General features: G+C 72.3%; 15 protein-coding genes. 6 read left to right on the top strand and 9 right to left on the bottom strand.

All coding sequences use genetic code 11. The annotated features are described in order from the left end of the window. Window positions 1-21: 21 nt before the first annotated feature. Window positions 22-2694 (bottom strand): FxSxx-COOH system tetratricopeptide repeat protein, encoded by a 2673-nt coding sequence (gene fxsT / locus ACFYYW_RS17155; protein ID WP_387649753.1) that lies wholly within the window; start codon window positions 2692-2694, stop codon window positions 22-24. Next, the gene (locus ACFYYW_RS17150; RefSeq protein ID WP_387649750.1) at window positions 2691-2939 is read right to left on the bottom strand and encodes a hypothetical protein; all 249 of its coding nucleotides are present in this window, start codon (window positions 2937-2939) and stop codon (window positions 2691-2693) included. The genes fxsT and ACFYYW_RS17150 overlap by 4 nt, the downstream gene beginning before the upstream one ends. 254 nt (window positions 2940-3193) lie before the next feature. Here ACFYYW_RS17150 and ACFYYW_RS17145 point away from each other — a divergent pair, with 254 nt between their 5' ends. Together ACFYYW_RS17145 and ACFYYW_RS17140 are read left to right on the top strand one after the other, a co-directional pair. Further along, complete coding sequence (locus tag ACFYYW_RS17145) at window positions 3194-3406, top strand: hypothetical protein (RefSeq protein WP_387649747.1); 213 nt, start codon at window positions 3194-3196, stop codon at window positions 3404-3406. Continuing rightward, entirely contained in the window at window positions 3403-4122 is a 720-nt protein-coding gene (locus ACFYYW_RS17140) for a hypothetical protein (RefSeq protein WP_387649744.1), read from the top strand. The genes ACFYYW_RS17145 and ACFYYW_RS17140 overlap by 4 nt, the downstream gene beginning before the upstream one ends. Window positions 4123-4170: 48 nt before the next feature. Here the strand turns inward: ACFYYW_RS17140 and ACFYYW_RS17135 are convergent, their stop codons facing one another. Then, window positions 4171-4587: a CBS domain-containing protein gene (locus ACFYYW_RS17135; RefSeq protein WP_387649742.1), complete on the bottom strand. Its 417-nt coding sequence runs from the start codon at window positions 4585-4587 to the stop codon at window positions 4171-4173. 63 nt (window positions 4588-4650) lie between these two features. Next, entirely contained in the window at window positions 4651-6066 is a 1416-nt protein-coding gene (locus ACFYYW_RS17130; protein ID WP_387649739.1) for a sensor histidine kinase, read from the bottom strand. A 340-nt stretch (window positions 6067-6406) separates the two neighbouring features. On the opposite strand from ACFYYW_RS17130, the gene ACFYYW_RS17125 reads away from it, so the two are divergent. Genes ACFYYW_RS17125 through ACFYYW_RS17115 form a run of 3 tightly spaced genes read left to right on the top strand, consistent with a single transcriptional unit; the run spans window position 6407 to window position 8960 of the window. Then, on the top strand, window positions 6407-7384 hold the full coding sequence (locus ACFYYW_RS17125) for an ABC transporter substrate-binding protein (RefSeq protein WP_352327405.1): 978 nt from the start codon (window positions 6407-6409) through the stop codon (window positions 7382-7384). Then, the gene (locus ACFYYW_RS17120; protein ID WP_387649736.1) at window positions 7381-8157 is read left to right on the top strand and encodes an ABC transporter permease; all 777 of its coding nucleotides are present in this window, start codon (window positions 7381-7383) and stop codon (window positions 8155-8157) included. The genes ACFYYW_RS17125 and ACFYYW_RS17120 overlap by 4 nt, the downstream gene beginning before the upstream one ends. Then, window positions 8154-8960, top strand: a complete 807-nt coding sequence (locus ACFYYW_RS17115) for an ABC transporter permease (protein WP_387649733.1) — start codon at window positions 8154-8156, stop codon at window positions 8958-8960. Before ACFYYW_RS17120 ends, ACFYYW_RS17115 begins: the two co-directional genes overlap by 4 nt. 3 nt (window positions 8961-8963) lie before the next feature. Here the strand turns inward: ACFYYW_RS17115 and ACFYYW_RS17110 are convergent, their stop codons facing one another. The 3 genes from ACFYYW_RS17110 to ACFYYW_RS17100 are packed head-to-tail and all read right to left on the bottom strand — an operon-like array spanning window position 8964 to window position 11814. Further along, entirely contained in the window at window positions 8964-9956 is a 993-nt protein-coding gene (locus tag ACFYYW_RS17110) for a nitrilase-related carbon-nitrogen hydrolase (RefSeq protein ID WP_387649730.1), read from the bottom strand. A 1-nt stretch (window position 9957) separates the two neighbouring features. Beyond that, window positions 9958-10401, bottom strand: coding sequence for a hypothetical protein (locus tag ACFYYW_RS17105; protein ID WP_387649728.1), 444 nt, complete (start codon window positions 10399-10401; stop codon window positions 9958-9960). 3 nt (window positions 10402-10404) lie between these two features. After that, on the bottom strand, window positions 10405-11814 hold the full coding sequence (locus tag ACFYYW_RS17100; protein ID WP_387649725.1) for an aldehyde dehydrogenase family protein: 1410 nt from the start codon (window positions 11812-11814) through the stop codon (window positions 10405-10407). A gap of 55 nt (window positions 11815-11869) precedes the next feature. On the opposite strand from ACFYYW_RS17100, the gene ACFYYW_RS17095 reads away from it, so the two are divergent. Next, window positions 11870-12373: a nucleotidyltransferase domain-containing protein gene (locus ACFYYW_RS17095; RefSeq protein ID WP_387649722.1), complete on the top strand. Its 504-nt coding sequence runs from the start codon at window positions 11870-11872 to the stop codon at window positions 12371-12373. 19 nt (window positions 12374-12392) lie between these two features. Here the strand turns inward: ACFYYW_RS17095 and ACFYYW_RS17090 are convergent, their stop codons facing one another. Together ACFYYW_RS17090 and ACFYYW_RS17085 are read right to left on the bottom strand one after the other, a co-directional pair. Next, window positions 12393-13847: a serine/threonine-protein kinase gene (locus ACFYYW_RS17090; protein ID WP_387649719.1), complete on the bottom strand. Its 1455-nt coding sequence runs from the start codon at window positions 13845-13847 to the stop codon at window positions 12393-12395. Window positions 13848-13995: 148 nt separating this feature from the next. After that, the gene (locus ACFYYW_RS17085; protein WP_352326451.1) at window positions 13996-14994 is read right to left on the bottom strand and encodes a hypothetical protein; all 999 of its coding nucleotides are present in this window, start codon (window positions 14992-14994) and stop codon (window positions 13996-13998) included. Window positions 14995-15111 lie beyond the last annotated feature (117 nt).

Below are 15111 nucleotides of genomic sequence, written 5' to 3'. Positions count from 1 at the left end.
AAACGATCGTTGAATGGACCATCACCCACCGCTCAGCTCTGTCCCCTCTGCTGCCCGCTCTGTCCAGTAGGCCAGTTGTGTCCGGGTGTTCTGGGTGTTGGGATGTTCGGGGCCTTGGACGCGTTCGAAGATGGGCAGCAGGGCGGCGAACTGGTCGCGGGCGGTGGCTGCGTCTCCCCCCTCGCCCGTCCAGGAAGCCAGGTTGTGGCGGACAGCCAGAGTGTTGGGGTGTTCAGCACCCAAGACGCGTTCGAGGATGGGCAGCAGGGCGGCGAACTCGTCACGGGCGGCGGCCGCCTCCCCTACTCCACCTGTCCATTGGGCGAGGTTGTTCCGAGTAGCCAGGGTCGTGGGGTGCTCGGCGCCCAGGACGCGTTCGAGGATGGGCAGCAGGGCTGTGTGCTGGTCGCGGGCGGTTGCTGCGTCCCCCGCCTGCCCTGTCCACCAGGCGAGGTTATGCCGGGCGATCAGGGTGTCAGGGTGCTCGGCGCCCAAAACGCGGTCGTGTACGGGAAGTAGGGCGGCGAACTGGTCGCGGGCGGTTGCTGCGTCCCCCGCCTCTGCCGTCCACCGGGCGAGGTTGCTCCGCGCAGCCAGGGTTGAGGGGTGCTCGGCGCCTTCAACACGTCGAAGTATGAGAAGTAGGGCGGCGAACTGGTCGCGGGCGGTTGCTGCGTCCCCCGCCTCTCCTGTCCACCGGGCGAGGTAATGCCGGGCGATCAGGGTGTTGCGGTGTTCAGCGCCCCGAACGCGTTCGAGGATCGGCAGGAGGGCTGTGTACTGGTCGCGGGCGGTTGCTGCGTCCCCTGCCTCCCCCGTCTCTCGGGCGAGGTTGTGCCGGGCGGCCAAAGTTCTGGGGTGTTCAACACCCAGGACGCGTTCAAGGATGGGCAGCAGGGCGGCGAACTGGTCGCGGGCGACGACCGCCTCCCCCGCCCCACCTGTCCAGATGGCCAGGTTGTGGCGGGCGGCCAGGGTGTTGGGGTGCTCGGTGCCCAGGACGCGTTCGAGTACGGGGAGCAGAGCTGTGTATTGGTCGCGCGCGGTGACCACGTCCCCCGACTCACCCGTCAAGATGGCGAGGTTGTTCCGGGTAGCCAGGGTTTCGGGATGCTCGGCGCCCAGGACGCGTTCGAGTACGGGGAGCAAAGCCGTGTACTGGTCGCGACCAGTGAGCGCGTCCCCCGCCTCCCCTGTCCACCAGGCCAGGTTATGCCGGGCAATCAGGGTGGCGGGATGTTCGGCGCCCAGCGTGGCCAGAGCGTGACTGTAGATGGCTTGCTGCAGTTGGACGGCGGTGGTGTAGTCGCCGCTGGCATCGAGATAGTCAATCAACTGATGCAGGCCAGGGGAGTCTGCCGGCAACACGGCGCGTGCGTGTGGCACGAGTGCTTGAAAGGCAGGCCAGGTACCGATCGCCCTTGGCTGGTCAGGGAGCGCGGCCTGGATCAGTTCCGCCGCGCTGTTGCGAGCCTGATCACGCTGGTCGGGCATGAGCTGATGCAAGGTGACGGCCTGGACAAGACGGTGCACGCTGACCAGGTCCTCCGGCTGGCCGGGCACAAGCTCGACAGGGCTTGGGGTGAGGGTGATCAAGCTGTAGGACTCCAGGAGCGCCAGCGCCTCGCCGACCTGCAAGGGGTCGGTCGTCGGAAGGCCGTCCAGCACGGAGCAGGGCAGATTGTCGGGAGCGAAACAGGCCAGCAGGTTCAGCACATCGATGGCCAACGGGTTGATGGCCTGGATGCGGGTGTGGCTGAGGGTCAGTACCTTGGCCACCACGCGTTCGGCGTCGCCTCCGGCCGTTGCGGCGGTGGCGTACATGCGGGCGGGGGCGCTCTTCAGCAGCTCCAGATACCCAGTGAGGGTCATGCGGGGGGTTCGAGCGATGTATGCGCCGGCCTGGGTCAAGGCCAGCGGAAGATCCCCCAGCTGTTCGGCCAGTTCCCTCAGCCCGTTGCTGTTGGCGGAGTCCGGCGGGCCGATCAGGCCGGCCAGCAGGTCGATCGCGGCCTGGCGGGGCAACAGTTCCAGCCGGAGCGGGGTGATGTTCAGGTGCTGCCAGCCGATGTCACGTCGAGTGGTGATCAGCACATGACCGTGAGCGAGGCGAGCCAAGTACGGCTCGACATCGGCGACATCTTCGACATTGTCGAAGATGACCAGCCAAGCGGGGTGGGCGGCCAGCCAGCTCAGTGCCCAGGCGGCGGCTTCCTCGACGGTGGCCTGCTCGGCGGCCACCGAGTCGATGCCGCATGTCAGTGTCCGGGCCAGGGCGGCCAGCTCGACGCGGATCTGGTCGGGGCTGTTGGCGTCGATCCACCACACGAGCTGGTACTTCTCGCGATGGTGGTGGGCGTATTGCAGGGCCAGTTCGCTCTTTCCGACGCCACCCAGTCCGAGCACGGCCTGACTGATCACACCAGTCCCCGTCGTGTCCCGTAGTGTCTGGCGTAGGGCGGTCAGGGCTGTATCCCGGCCGACGAAGGTCGCCGCAGGACGGCGCGGTAGCCCAGACAGCCCGGACGGAACCTGCACGGCACCGACTTGGGGCAGTGGCCGCCGTGGGCTCTGCTGAATGATCTCGTTGATGATCTGGTCGTGCGCGGCCTGGTACGTGCGGCCATGCTCACGAGCGCTGCCGTCCATCTGAATGAGCGGCTGCTTTCGGGGATCGGCTGGAGGGGTGGTCATCGCTCGTTGATGGTCTGGTCGCCGCCTGCCTGGTACACCCGACCCTGCCCGGAGGCCTCAGCCCGCATCTGCACGTTCCGCGCGCCGTCACCGGTCGAGATGATGCCGGAGCTGTCGCCGCCAACGGCGACCGCCCCTTCGCCCGAGGCCGACACCGTGGGCGGCGTGGCCTGCTGATCAGCGAAGAACCACAACACCCCGGCCGCCAGACAGACCGCCAGCACGACGACCGCGACGATCGCCACGACCCGCCACAACCGCGACCCCGTCGCGCGTCCCGCCCCAGACGACGTCTTCGACATGTCTCCAGGGTGCCCCCGAATCGGGAGTTGGGGACCTGAATCAGCGAAGGCGTTACCAGCCCTCCCAGCCTCTACAAATCGATCGTCTGCGGGACGGCCGGCTGGGCCGGGCACTGACCACGGCGACCATCCTCAACTCCGCGGCCGCGCGTACCGAGGCGACCAGAAACCGTCGGCCCCATCGCTACCGTGTCCGCATGCCCGCACGTTCCAATGACTTCCAGGCGGTCGTCTACTTCATCCGGTCACAAGTTGATGCCGACGCCGTGGTCACCAAGTCGGTGATGCTGCCCGACCGTACAGGGTCGGGCCTGCGTGAAGTCGACGTCCTCATCACCAGCCGTGCTCGTGATGGCAGGCAGGTGCGAATCGGGTCGAGTGCCGTGATCACGGCCAGAAGCCGGACATGACCTGGGTCGAGCGGGTATTCACCAAGCAGGCGGACCTGGAGCTGGATCACATGGTCATGGTCTCCTCCAGCGGTTCCACCGCGGGCGCGGTCGCCAAAGCCCGTTACTACGCCATTGAGCTGGTGACGCCGGAAAGACCGATCCCCGGACGGGCCTCTTGGTGGGCTGGGGCAACCGCGCCTGGAGTTTCGTGGCCTGATTCGAGAACTCTGATCTGCATCTCCGGCCAGATCAGCCGGGCTGGGGAGAGTCAGACCATTCCCTTGCCTGCGGGTGCCGCGGTCTTCGACGCCGAGGGCATCGCGCAGTGCAGCGTGGCCGAGTTGGTGGAGATCTTTCTGGATGGCGCGGAGCTGCGGGAAGTGGTGGCTCAGGCTCCCGGCCAGTCCGTGGAATCGCGCGTACGGGTGTGCAATTTTGTGCTTCGCCGTGACGAGGACGGCGATCCGATCGAGGTGTTCATCGGCGCCCCGGACGGGCAACTACTGTGCGTGACCGACTTCGACGCCGTGCTCAGCGCACGGGTCGAAGCACGGCCGGTGCTGCTGGCCCGGGTGGTCTGCACGCTGCGGGCGTGCAGACCGCTTCGCGCATTCGTGCAGACGACTTCGGAAACTGACCTCGTCCCGAAACCATGGTCGGCAAGGTTGGTTTCGGACCGTTTCAGAGACGCTGGTCGAGCAGACGAGACGAAAAGCCCTCAGGTGCGCCCCTGAGGGACGATTCCGCCGCCCGCGCCGCCCCGGGCGCTTCGTGGCGCCGGGTCAGTCCGTGGTGAGGGCGTCGAGCAGGTCGCCCACCTTGGCGTCGGGCACGGACTTGGCCACTTCGGCGAGCGCGACGATCCCGACGAGCCGGTGCCCGTCGATGACCGGCAGGCGCCGCACGCGGTGGCCGGCCATGGTGCGCAGGATCTCGCGGGCGTCGTCGTCGGCGCCGATGGTGACGGCCTCGCCCTGGGCCAGCTCGCCCGCCCGGCACTGGGCCGGGTCCTTGCCCGCGGCCAGCACCTTCACCACGATGTCGCGGTCGGTGAGCATGCCCTTGAGGCGGTCGTCGGAGCCGCAGATGGGCAGCGAGCCGACGTCCATGCGGGCCATCTTCTCGGCGGCCACCAGCACGGAATCCTCGGCGCTGACGCACTCCGCGTGCGGGGTCATGATCTCTCGTGCGGTCGGCACGGTGTTCCTCCTCGTCTCGGGGTCCCGCCCGACTGCCCGCCGCCCGGCCGCCGAAACCGGTCGCTAGCGCGGCCGGCCGTCCGGGCCGGGGGCGGGCAGCGGGAGGCGCAGGGCGAAGCAGGGGCCGTCCGGGGTGTCCTCGATCTCCAGGTCGCCCTGGTGGGCGCGGGCGATGGCACGGGAGATGGCCAGGCCCAGCCCGCTGCCTCCGGGGTCGCGCCGGCGTCCCTCCGACAGGCGGACGAAGGGGTCGAACACCCGCTCGCGGTCGTCGGGCGCGACGCCCGCGCCGTCGTCGCGGACCGAGACCACCGCCTGGCCGTCGCGGCGCTCCACCCGGACCTCGACCACCGTGCGGGTGTGCCGCTGGGCGTTGACCAGCAGGTTCGTCAGCACCTCGCCGAGCTGGACGCGGTTGCCGAGCACCTGGAGGTCCTCCTCGACGTGCACCCGGATCAGCAGCCCCGCCCGCCGGCCGGCGACCTCCTCCCGGACCAGCTCGCCGAGCCGCACCGGCTCCCGGTCGTGCGGGGAGGCCGTGCGGACGCGGGCCAGCAGCAGCATCTCCTCGATGATCACCTGGAACCGGTCGGCGGTGGACAGCGCGTCGCTCAGGGCGGCGCGGGGGTCCACGTCGGGGTAGGTCAGCGCCTCCTCCAGCCGGGTGCGCAGGCCGGTCAGCGGCGTGCGCAGCTCGTGGGAGACCATGGAGGAGAAGTTGCGCTGCTGCTCGACCGCCTCCTCCAGGCGGGCCAGCGTCCTGTTGGCGGTACGCGCGAGCTCGGCCACCGCGTCGCCGCCGGGCGGCTCGGGCACCCGCTTGCTCAGGTCGGTGACGGTGATCTCGGCCATCCTGGCCCGCATCGCCTCGACCGGCCGCAGCGTACGCCCGATCAGGAACGCGGCGATCCAGGTGATCAACGCGCTGACGGCCAGGCCCCCGGCGACGATGATCAGCTCCAGGCGGTGGGTGGACAGCAGCGGCGGCTCCACCCGGGCGGCGTAGACGACGTGGGGCGCGCCACGCCACAGGAACCGCTCCTCCTGCGGCGAGGGCCGGGTGGCGGTGAACATCAGGCACTCGTCCCCCCTGCAGGCCACGCCGTGCCGGATGCGTTCGTCGGAGGGCGGCCAGAGTGTGCTGATGGGCGGCCTGCTCCGAGCGGCGCGGCTGGCCGCGACCACCTGGCCGCGGGCGTCCACGAGCTGGATGAGGTCGACGTAGGACGTGGTGACCGGGGGCGGGAAGGTGGTGCCCATCGAGCCGATCCACTCGGTGGTGGCCCGCTGGGTGTCGGCGAAGACGTCCTGCCGGATCCTGTCGCGGATCAGCAGGTCGAGGGCGACGCCGATCGCCGCGCAGACGACGAGCGACAACACGGCGGTCGCCAGGATGAGACGCGCCTGGACCGAGAGCCGGAGCGGCCGCAGGGCCCCCACCCCCTCACCGGTCTCGCCCGGGACTTCTGCCGCCCACATGCTCTCAACCCGGCTCTCATGGCACGCCCAAGGAGCGGCAATGACCTCGTCGGCGGCGCTGCACAGTTCAGCAATTGATCCCGCAATGGCAAGGGATATACACGAATAACCGATTTACCGTGACTTATACCGACCGTCAGGGTCGTCAATACAAATGCCCGGTTTGTTTCATGGCGGCCGCCGCGGATCCTGCTGTACGATCACCATTCGTGGCAGCGGGGCTTTCCGGTGGCGCCGAATGTGTCGGGGGTTCGGGCGATTCGGGCCCACGCCGTCCGTGCGCGCCGCGATCGTCCCCTTGCCCGGCCAGAAATCGCGCCGGCCGTCAGGAGAGAGCATCGTGAAGATCGCACACGCCGCCGCCGCGCTGGCCCTCGTCACGGGCCTCGCGGCCTGCGGCGGCGCCCCGGCCCCTCCCCCCACCAGCGGCTCGGGGAGTTCCGGCGGGCTGGAGAAGACCCAGCTCCTCGTCGGCGTGGTGCCGGTGCCGTCGGCGGCGCCGCTGTTCATCGCCGAGAAACGCGGATTCTTCAAAGCCGAGGGGCTGACGGTCAAGACCGAGATCATCCAGGCCCCTCAGGCGGTCATGCCGAAAATTCTCAACGGCAGCATGGACGCGTTCCTGACCTCCTACGTCTCGCTGCTGTCCATCAACGATTCCGGCGCGGCCAAGCTCAAACTGTTCCAGCACAGCCAGGAGTCGGCCCCCGGAGTCGCGTCCGTCGTCGTGCCCAAGGGGTCGCCGGTCAGATCCGCCACCGACCTGAAGGGCAAGACGGTCGCGGTCAACGTGCTCAAGGCGCTGGGCCAGACGGTCACCAACGCCCACCTCCAGCAGGCCGGGCTCGCCCCCGACGACGTCAAGTACGTGGCGATGCCGTTCAACGAGCAGCTGGGCGCGCTGGCCTCGGGCAAGGTCGACGCCGCCTGGCTGGTCGAGCCGTTCCTGACCGCCGCCAAGAAGGCGGGCGGCACCGAGGTGATCGACACCATGTCGGGCCCGACCGCGGGCATCCCGATCGACGGCTGGGGCGTGTCCGAGTCCTGGCTGGCCGCCAACCCCCGCACCGCCGCCGCCTTCCACCGCGCCCTGGCCAAGGCCCAGGGCGTCGCCGCCGCCGACCGCAAGGCGATCGACGAGGTCATCCCGACGTACACGCAGATCGACGCGGCGAGCGCGGCGGCCATGAAGCTCGGCGTCTTCTCGATGGAGCCGCCCCGGGAGGGCTTCCAGAAGCTGGCCGACCTGCTCGTCGGCTACGGCTACCTGAAGAGCAGGCCCGACGTCGGCACGCAGATCGCGACCGGCCTGGAATGATCACGGGGGGCGGGCGGCTGGTCCTGGGGGCGGCGGGGGTCGCCGGGGCGCTGGTCCTGACCGAGGCCGCGGGCCGGGCCGGGCTCATCGACCCCGGGGTGCTGCCGTACGCCTCCGACGTCCTGGCCGCCGCGGCCGGGCTGGCGGCCGACGGCGCCTTCCACGCGCAGGTGCTGGCCACGCTCGGCGCGTGCGCGGCCGGCCTGCTGATCGCGATCGCGGTGGCGGTGCCGGCCGGGCTGCTGCTCGGCACGGTGCCGGTGGTGGAGCGCTCGGCGCGGCCGCTGGTGGAGTTCCTGCGGCCGATCCCGTCGGTGTCGCTGATCCCGCTGGCCATGTTCCTGTTCCCCGACAGCGCCGACGCCAAGACCTCGCTGATCGTCTACACCTGCTGCTGGCCGCTGCTGGTCAACACCATGTACGGCCTGTCCGACGTCGACCCGCAGGCCAAGGAGACGCTGCGCAGCTTCGGCTTCGGCCCGCTGGCGGTCGTGCTGCGGGTCTGCCTGCCGAGCGCCGCGCCGTTCGTCGCCACCGGCGTGCGCATCTCCGTCGGGGTCACCCTCATCGTCGCTGTCAGCGTGGAGCTCATCGCGGGCGGCGACGGCATCGGCACGTTCCTGCTCCAGGCCGGCAGCGCCAACCACGTCGACCGGGTGCTGGCCGGCACGCTGTGGGCGGGCCTGCTCGGGCTGGCGGCCAACCTGCTGGTCACCACGGCCGAGCGGCGGCTGTTCCGCTGGCACCACGCCCGCGCGCAGGGCGCGGCGTGACCCGGCCGGGGCCGGGCGGGGCCGTGGCGACCGTCTGGCGGTGGGCGCGCCGCCACTGGCTGCTGCCCGTGGTGGCGGTGTCGTGGGAGCTGGCCGCCCGGCAGGCGGCGGCCGTCTACTTCCCGCCGCCCAGCACGATCCTGGCGCGGCTGCGCGAGATGTGGTTCTCCGGCTCGCCGGGCCGGCTGTTCCTGACCGACGAGGCGGTCGCCGACCTGCTGCCCAGCCTCGGGCGGCTGGTGGCGGGCTGGGCGCTGGCCGCGCTGGCGGGGGTGGCGCTGGGCCTGGCCCTGGGCCGCCTGGAGTGGCTGGCCGCGCTGGCCGAGCCGCTGCTGCACCTCGGCCGCTCGGTGCCGCCCGCGGCGCTGCTGCCGGTGTTCCTGCTGCTGTTCAAGATCGGCACTCCGATGCAGCTCGCCTCGATCGTGTACGGGGTCGTGTGGCCCGTACTGATCAACTCAATGGACGGCGGCCGCCACGTCGACCGCGGCTACCTCGACACCGGCCGGGTCTTCCGCCTGTCGGCGGCCACCCGCCTGTTCCACGTCGTCCTGCCCGCCGCCGCGCCGAAGATCCTGGCCGGGCTGCGGCTCAGCGTGTCGCTGGCGCTGATCATGATGGTGATCTCCGAGCTGTACGGCAGCAGCGAGGGCATCGGCCACCGGCTGCTGGAGGCGCAGAGCCAGTTCGACATCCCGGCCATGTGGGCCGGCATCGTGCTGCTGGGCGTGCTCGGCGTGGCGCTCAACTCGATCTTCCTGGCGGCCGAGCGGGGGCTGCTGCGCCGCTACGCCCGCGCCTGACGCTCAGCCCCGGCCGTGCAGGCGTTCGATGACCTCGCGCTGCCGGGCGAGGCGGAAGCCGCGGTCCGGGGGGGTGTCCAGGTCGGCGGGCCGTTCGACGTCGTGCGCGGCGTACTCGCGCGCCCACAGCCCGGTCTTGACCCGGCTGGGCAGGTTCGCCATGCCGGGCCGGCGGCGGGCGCGGCGCAGCGCGGCCAGGTCCAGCTCGGCGGCGGCGACCAGCGTCTCCCCCGGCCCGGCCTGGGCCAGCGCGCGGCCCTCGTGGTCGATCACCTCCGAGCCGCCGTTGACCGAGTCGCCCGGGATCGCGATGCCGGACAACCCGGCGGTGTTGGCCGAGACGACGAAGGCCAGGTTCTCCACTGCGCGGGCGCGGCGGGCGACGGCCTTGGGCGTCAGGGCGGGCGAGTACGCCTCGGAGGTCGGGTTGCAGAACACCTCCGCGCCGCGCAGCGCCAGCGCCCTGGCCAGCTCGGGCACCAGGATCTCCTCCGAGGCGAGCGCGGCCAGGTTGCCGATCTCGGTGCGCGCGACCGGCAGCACGCCGTCGAGGCCGTACCGGTCGAGGTAGCGTTCCCACACGTCGTACGGCGTGGGCGTGAACAGCGAGTGCAGCCGCCGGTAGCGCAACACCGCCTCCCCCGCCGGGGAGAGGATCACGCACGCCTGGAAGTACAGGCCGGGGAAGTGCTCGTCGCGCTCGTAGGCGTTGACGCACAGGAACACGTCGTTGTCGGCGGCGATCGCGGCCAGCGCCCGGTACTCGGGCCCGTCCACGTCGAGTGCGGCCTTCTCGCGCCACTCGGCCGGGCCCTGCCCGGCAGGGAAGCCGGTCAGGACGTACTCCGGCAGCACCACCAGCCGCAGGGCGGGGCCGAGCCACGCCTTGCTGCCGCCGACGCGCTCCGCCACCCGCCCGACGGCGGCGGCCAGGTCGGCGCGGTCGGTGACGGCCCTGGCCGCGATCTGGAGCGCCAACGCGGTGCAGGCGGTCATGTCAGGCGGTCCTGTGCTCGTCGATCAGGGTGCGCCGCACGCACTCGCCGTTCCTGATCCACTGCCAGGTGCGGCTGCGGGAGTCGCCGTCCGGGCTCAGCACGATCAGCTCGAACAGCCGCAGGTCGTCGCCCTCGGCCTTGAAGCGCCAGGTCAGGTAGATGGTGTTGTCGTCGAGCTCCCAGAACTGGCCGGTCAGCCGGTCGGTGTCGAACGCGCACCGGCCGCCGCCCAGGTACCTGCCGGGGAACTCGTGCACCTCGGTGCGGCCGTCGTCCCAGCGGTAGCGGTTGGTCTGGTGGTAGCCGGTGTCGTCGACGATCGCGCAGGTCATCTCGACGTGGTGGCGGTCGATCACGGCGCCGTCCTTGTCGACGTGCACGTACTCGCCGGCCCACTCGCCCTCGTGGCGGGCCAGCAGCGGCATCTCGGCACGCAGTCCCATGCTCTATCCCTCCCTGGGGTGCCACCACGGGTCGGCGGCCCCGGACCGGTTGATCAGGTACGCCCTGCGGCGCAGGAACCGGCCGATCGAGGCGGCGCCCATGCGCGAGCCGCCGAGCCCCGACAGGCCGAAGGAGTTCTTCTCGCCCTCGTGGACGAGCGCGGTCAGCGCGGCGTCGTTGACGCTGACCGCGCCGGCGTTGAGCCGGGCCGCGACGGCCAGCGCCTCCTTCTCGGTGGCGGCGAACACGGCGGCCGACAGCCCGTACGCGCTGTCGTTGGCCAGCTCCACCGCCTCCTCCGCCCCGGACACGGCCATGACCGGCAGCACCGGCCCGAACGTCTCCTCGGTCATGACCAGCATGTCGTGCCGCACCCGCGACAACACGGTGGGACGGCACCACAACCCGCCGCCGTGCCGCTCGATCGCGCCGCCCGTGTGGGTCAGCGCGCCCTTGGCGGCGGCGTCGGCCAGGTGGGCCGCGATCACGCCGGCCTGCGCGGGGTCGATGATCGGCCCGATGGGGCCGCCCTCGCAGGTCAGCCGGGTCCGCGCGGCCCTGTCGGCGAGCAGGCCGAGGAAGGCGTCGCAGGCGTCGCGCTCGACGTAGACGCGTTCGATCGACTGGCAGGACTGCCCGGCGTTGGCCGTGCCGCCCCACAGGACGGCCTCGGCCGCCCGTTCCAGGTCGGCGCCCGCCAGCACGATCGCCGGGTCCTTGCCGCCCAGCTCCAGGTGGGCGGGGACGAACGCGCGCGCCGCGGCCTCGGCCACCCGGCGGCCGGTCGGCACGCTGCCGGTGAACACGACGGTGTCCACCAGCCCGACGAGCCGTTCGCCGGTCTCGGCGGCCCCCTCGACCAGCCGCAGCGGCAGCCCGGCCGGGACCAGCCGCATCAGCGGCTCGATGAAGCGCGGCGTCACCTCGCTCGGCTTGACCAGCACCGCGCAGCCGGCCGCCAGCGCGGGCAGCGCGTCGATCAGGGCGAGCAGCAGCGGGAAGTTCCAGGGGCTGATCACCCCGGCCAGCTCGTACGGCACCGCGTCGCCGCCCACGGCGATGCCCGGCAGCGCGGCCGGCCGTTCGGGCGGGGGTGCGAGCAGGGCGGGGGCCTGGCGCGCCCAGCGTTCGGCGAGCCCGGCGGTGAGCTGCCGTTCCAGCCTGGACTCGGCCTCCCGGCCCGTGTCGGCCACCAGCGCGGCCAGCAGCTCGTCGTCGGCCGCCAGCGCGCGGCCGAACGCGGCCAGCACCTCGCCCCGGTCGGCGGCCCGGTCGGGGGCCCGCCAGGCGGGGGCCATCGCCCGCAGCCCGGCCGCGATCTCCGCCAGCCGGCCGGGGCCGACGGGCGCGAGCGGCCGCTCGGCGCGCCCGGTGCGCGGGTTCCTGACGACGTGCCCGGTCGAAGGCGTCACGAGGCCCATTCTGAGCACGTTGACCGGCGCGGTGTCCAGCCGTACGCTACCCCGAATGATCTTCGATGCCGGGGAGCTGCTGCGGGTGCGCGCGGCGCTGCGCGCGGCCGGCTGCGAGGTGTGGATCGCCGGCGGCTGGGGCGTCGACGCCCTCGTCGGCCGGGCCACCCGCGACCACCACGACCTCGACCTGCTGCACCGGGCCGAGCAGGAGCCGCGCGTGATCGGGGCGCTGGAGGCGCTCGGCTACACCGAGCGGGCCGGCGCCGTGCCCGGCCGGCCGGCCCGTTTCGTCATGGCCGACGACCTCGGTCGCGAGCTCGACCTGCATCCGCTCCGCTTCGCCGCGGACGGCTCGGCCGTGCAGGACCTCGACGACCGGGGCGGCGCGCTCTTCTACCCGGCGGCCGCCTTCGCCTCGGGCACGGTCGCCGGGCGGCGCGTGCCGTGCCTGTCGGCGTCCCAGCAGCTCGCCTTCCACCAGGGGTACGAGCCGAGGGCACGCGACCTGCACGACCTGGCGCTGCTCAGGGGCCTGCCCGGAGCCACCGGCGGCTGAGGCCGGTCAGCCGGGCCGGTCAGCTCTGGAGGAGCGCGGCGATCGTCGCCAGCAGCGCGATCGGGCCCATGACGGCCACCGTCACCACGGTCGCGCTGCGGCCGGGCAGCAGGCGGGCCAGCACGCGGGCGGCCCTGCGCCGCGCGGGTCCCGCGCCGGGCAGCACGAACAGCCCCAGCGTGAACGCGCCCGCCGCCAGGGCCTCGGCGTGGCTGGTGCTCGATCCGGCCGCCTCCAGCAGGCCGGCCACGCCCAGGCCGCAGGCCAGCGACAGCAGCAGGCTCCCCATGCCCACGAGCGCGGCGCGGGACGGCGTGGGCCGCTCCTCGGACAGGAAGTGGTCGGCGACGCGCAGCGCCAGCGAGAGCGCCACCGCCAGCAGGCCGCCGACGACCGGCGTGACGACGGTCGTGGCCGACAGCGTCACCAGCGCCAGCACGCCGACGAACGCGCTGCTGGTCACGAACCGCCGCAGGTCGAACGGCTCGGCGGGGGCGGCGGGCTCGGGGGCGGGCCGCGGGCGTTCCCACTGCCGGTCGGCGTGGACGGTGGGTGCGGGCGGCGCCGGCTGCTCGTGGTGGCCGCGCGGCGCGTACTCGACCGGCGGCAGCAGGGCGGAGACGGCGTCCATGGTGAGCGTGCTCGCGGCGGGCGGTTCGGGCGCGAGCGGGCGGCCGCCGGGGTCGAGCGCCCCGGCCTGCCGCAGCAGCTCCCGGGCGACGGGCCGGGCCGCCGGGTCGACGCGCAGCGCGCCGGCCAGCCAGCCGCGCAGCCACGCGGGCGCCTCGTCGAGCCGCGCCCGTCCCTCCATGGTGTTGAAGCAGACGGCCTCGAACGAGCCGGTGCCGAACGGCGGCAGCCCCGTGGCGGCGAAGAACACGGTCGAGGCCAGCGCGTGCACGTCGGCCGCCGGGGTGACCTGCGAGGCCCGGATGATCTCCGGCGCCAGGTAGCCGGGCGTGCCGACGAACATGCCCGACTGCGTCAGCCGGGCCGCGTCGACCAGGTGGGCGATGCCGAAGTCGATGACCAGCGGCTCGCCGCCGACCAGCATGACGTTGGCCGGTTTGAGGTCGCGGTGGATCACGCCGGCCGCGTGGATGTCGACCAGGGCCTGGCACAGCCCGCGCGCGAGCCTGACGACCGCGTGGGGCTCCAGGGGGCCGTCGGTCAGGACGGCCTGCTCCAGCGTGCGCCCGTCGGCGAAGCGCGTCACGACGTAGGGCCGGTGGGCGTCGAACTCCGCGTCGACGACCTCGGCGACGTACCGGCTGCGCACCCGGCGCATGGTCTCCACCTCGCGCACCAGGCGGTCACGCGCCTTGAGGTCGGCGGCGACGTGCGGATGCAGCACCTTGATCGCGACCTGGCGGCCCGCGCCGTCGAGACCGAGGTGGGCGACCCCCATGCCGCCTTCGCCGATCTTCCTGATCACCCGGTAAGGGCCGAGATGCTCCTGCGTCTGAGCACTCATCCTCGACGTCATCCTCCGTGTTCCCCCGTTGCTTCCCGCCGGCCGTGCACCGGCGCGCGGCGAGGATCATTCTCCCGCAGCGCACCCCCCGAGATGCACAGTAAGCGAAGATCGAGCGAAGTGCGGCGATATGGAAGGCGGTAGGGAATCAGAGCCAGCCGCGGGCGGCCGCCTCCGCGCCCGCCTGGAAGCGGCTGGTCACGCCGAGGCTCTCCACCACGGCGGCGATCTTGCGGGTGGCCGTCCTGGGGCTGACGCCGAGATGACGGCCGATGGCCTCGTCCTTGAGCCCGGCGTTGAGCAGACGCAGCACGAGCAGGTCCGCCTCCGCCGGGCGTTCCTGCGCCGCCTGCGGCAGCCCGGCCAGCGGCCGGCCGCGCTCCCAGTAGACGTCGAACAGCTCGACCAGGGCGTCCAGCAGCCGCGAGGGGTGCAGCAGGGCGATGTTGTCGTAGACGCCGTCCACCAGCGGGAACAGGCCGATCCTGCGGTCGGCGATGCGCAGCTTGAACGGCAGGTGCGCGACGAACCGGGACCGCTCGCCCTCCTCGGCCAGCCGGATCAGCGTCTCCAGACGGCCGGGCCGGTCCAGGGACTCGGCGCAGTAGACCACCCGGATGTCCACGCCGCGCGCCAGCAGCTGCCGGGTGCCGGCCAGCTCCGACTCGTTGGTGTCGTGGGAGTCGTCGGGGCGGCCCACATAGGGCGGACGGTCGAAGCCGAGCAGTTCCACGCCGACCGTCCGCTGCAACTCGGTGATCACCCGCTTGACGGCCTCCTCGCCGGCCAGCACCTCCACGACCCCGGCGGGCCCGGAGCCCATCCGGCCGGAGTGGTAGAGCTGGGCGAAGTCCGACACGACCGTCCGGACCGCCGCGAGGCGCGCCTCGGTCTCCAGGCGCCGGCGGTCCACCAGCCACTCGATCGCCGCCTCCGGCGGCACGGCCTCGTACCGGCCGGGTCCGGTGCGGCGCAACAGCCCGGCGTCGGCCAGACGGGCCAGCCCGGCGCGCACCCGGGCGGGGCCGGTCTCCAGCGCGGCCGCGGCCTGGGACGTGCGCAGGCCGGGCCCGCGCAGCAGCAGCCGGTAGAGCCGCTCGTCGAAGTCCGACAGGCCCACCGCGCCGAGCACAGAGCCGTCCGCCACAAAGCACCTTCCGAAAATGTCGTTTTTGGTCACGTGGCCGAAAATGTCAGCACTATATCTCGACACTGATCTCCACTGGACGCTTGACTCCAAGGCGGCCCTCCGGTGATCCTCCCC

This window comes from Nonomuraea sp. NPDC001831 (assembly GCF_042892035.1).
Lineage (GTDB): Bacteria > Actinomycetota > Actinomycetes > Streptosporangiales > Streptosporangiaceae > Nonomuraea.
The sequence above is the reverse complement of the archived record's forward strand: the minus strand, read 5'-3'. Positions and strand labels throughout refer to the sequence as shown.

What these genes read in the sequence shown, in the direction of transcription:
- fxsT (WP_387649753.1), bottom strand. Translation starts at nt 2,694, where the DNA reads ATGACCACCCCTCCAGCCGATCCCCGAAAGCAGCCGCTCATTCAGATG.
- ACFYYW_RS17110 (WP_387649730.1), bottom strand. Translation starts at nt 9,956, where the DNA reads ATGACCGCCTGCACCGCGTTGGCGCTCCAGATCGCGGCCAGGGCCGTC.
- ACFYYW_RS17090 (WP_387649719.1), bottom strand. Translation starts at nt 13,847, where the DNA reads ATGAGTGCTCAGACGCAGGAGCATCTCGGCCCTTACCGGGTGATCAGG.
- ACFYYW_RS17120 (WP_387649736.1), top strand. Translation starts at nt 7,381, where the DNA reads ATGATCACGGGGGGCGGGCGGCTGGTCCTGGGGGCGGCGGGGGTCGCC.
- ACFYYW_RS17105 (WP_387649728.1), bottom strand. Translation starts at nt 10,401, where the DNA reads ATGGGACTGCGTGCCGAGATGCCGCTGCTGGCCCGCCACGAGGGCGAG.
- ACFYYW_RS17140 (WP_387649744.1), top strand. Translation starts at nt 3,403, where the DNA reads ATGACCTGGGTCGAGCGGGTATTCACCAAGCAGGCGGACCTGGAGCTG.
- ACFYYW_RS17095 (WP_387649722.1), top strand. Translation starts at nt 11,870, where the DNA reads ATGATCTTCGATGCCGGGGAGCTGCTGCGGGTGCGCGCGGCGCTGCGC.
- ACFYYW_RS17130 (WP_387649739.1), bottom strand. Translation starts at nt 6,066, where the DNA reads ATGTGGGCGGCAGAAGTCCCGGGCGAGACCGGTGAGGGGGTGGGGGCC.
- ACFYYW_RS17145 (WP_387649747.1), top strand. Translation starts at nt 3,194, where the DNA reads ATGCCCGCACGTTCCAATGACTTCCAGGCGGTCGTCTACTTCATCCGG.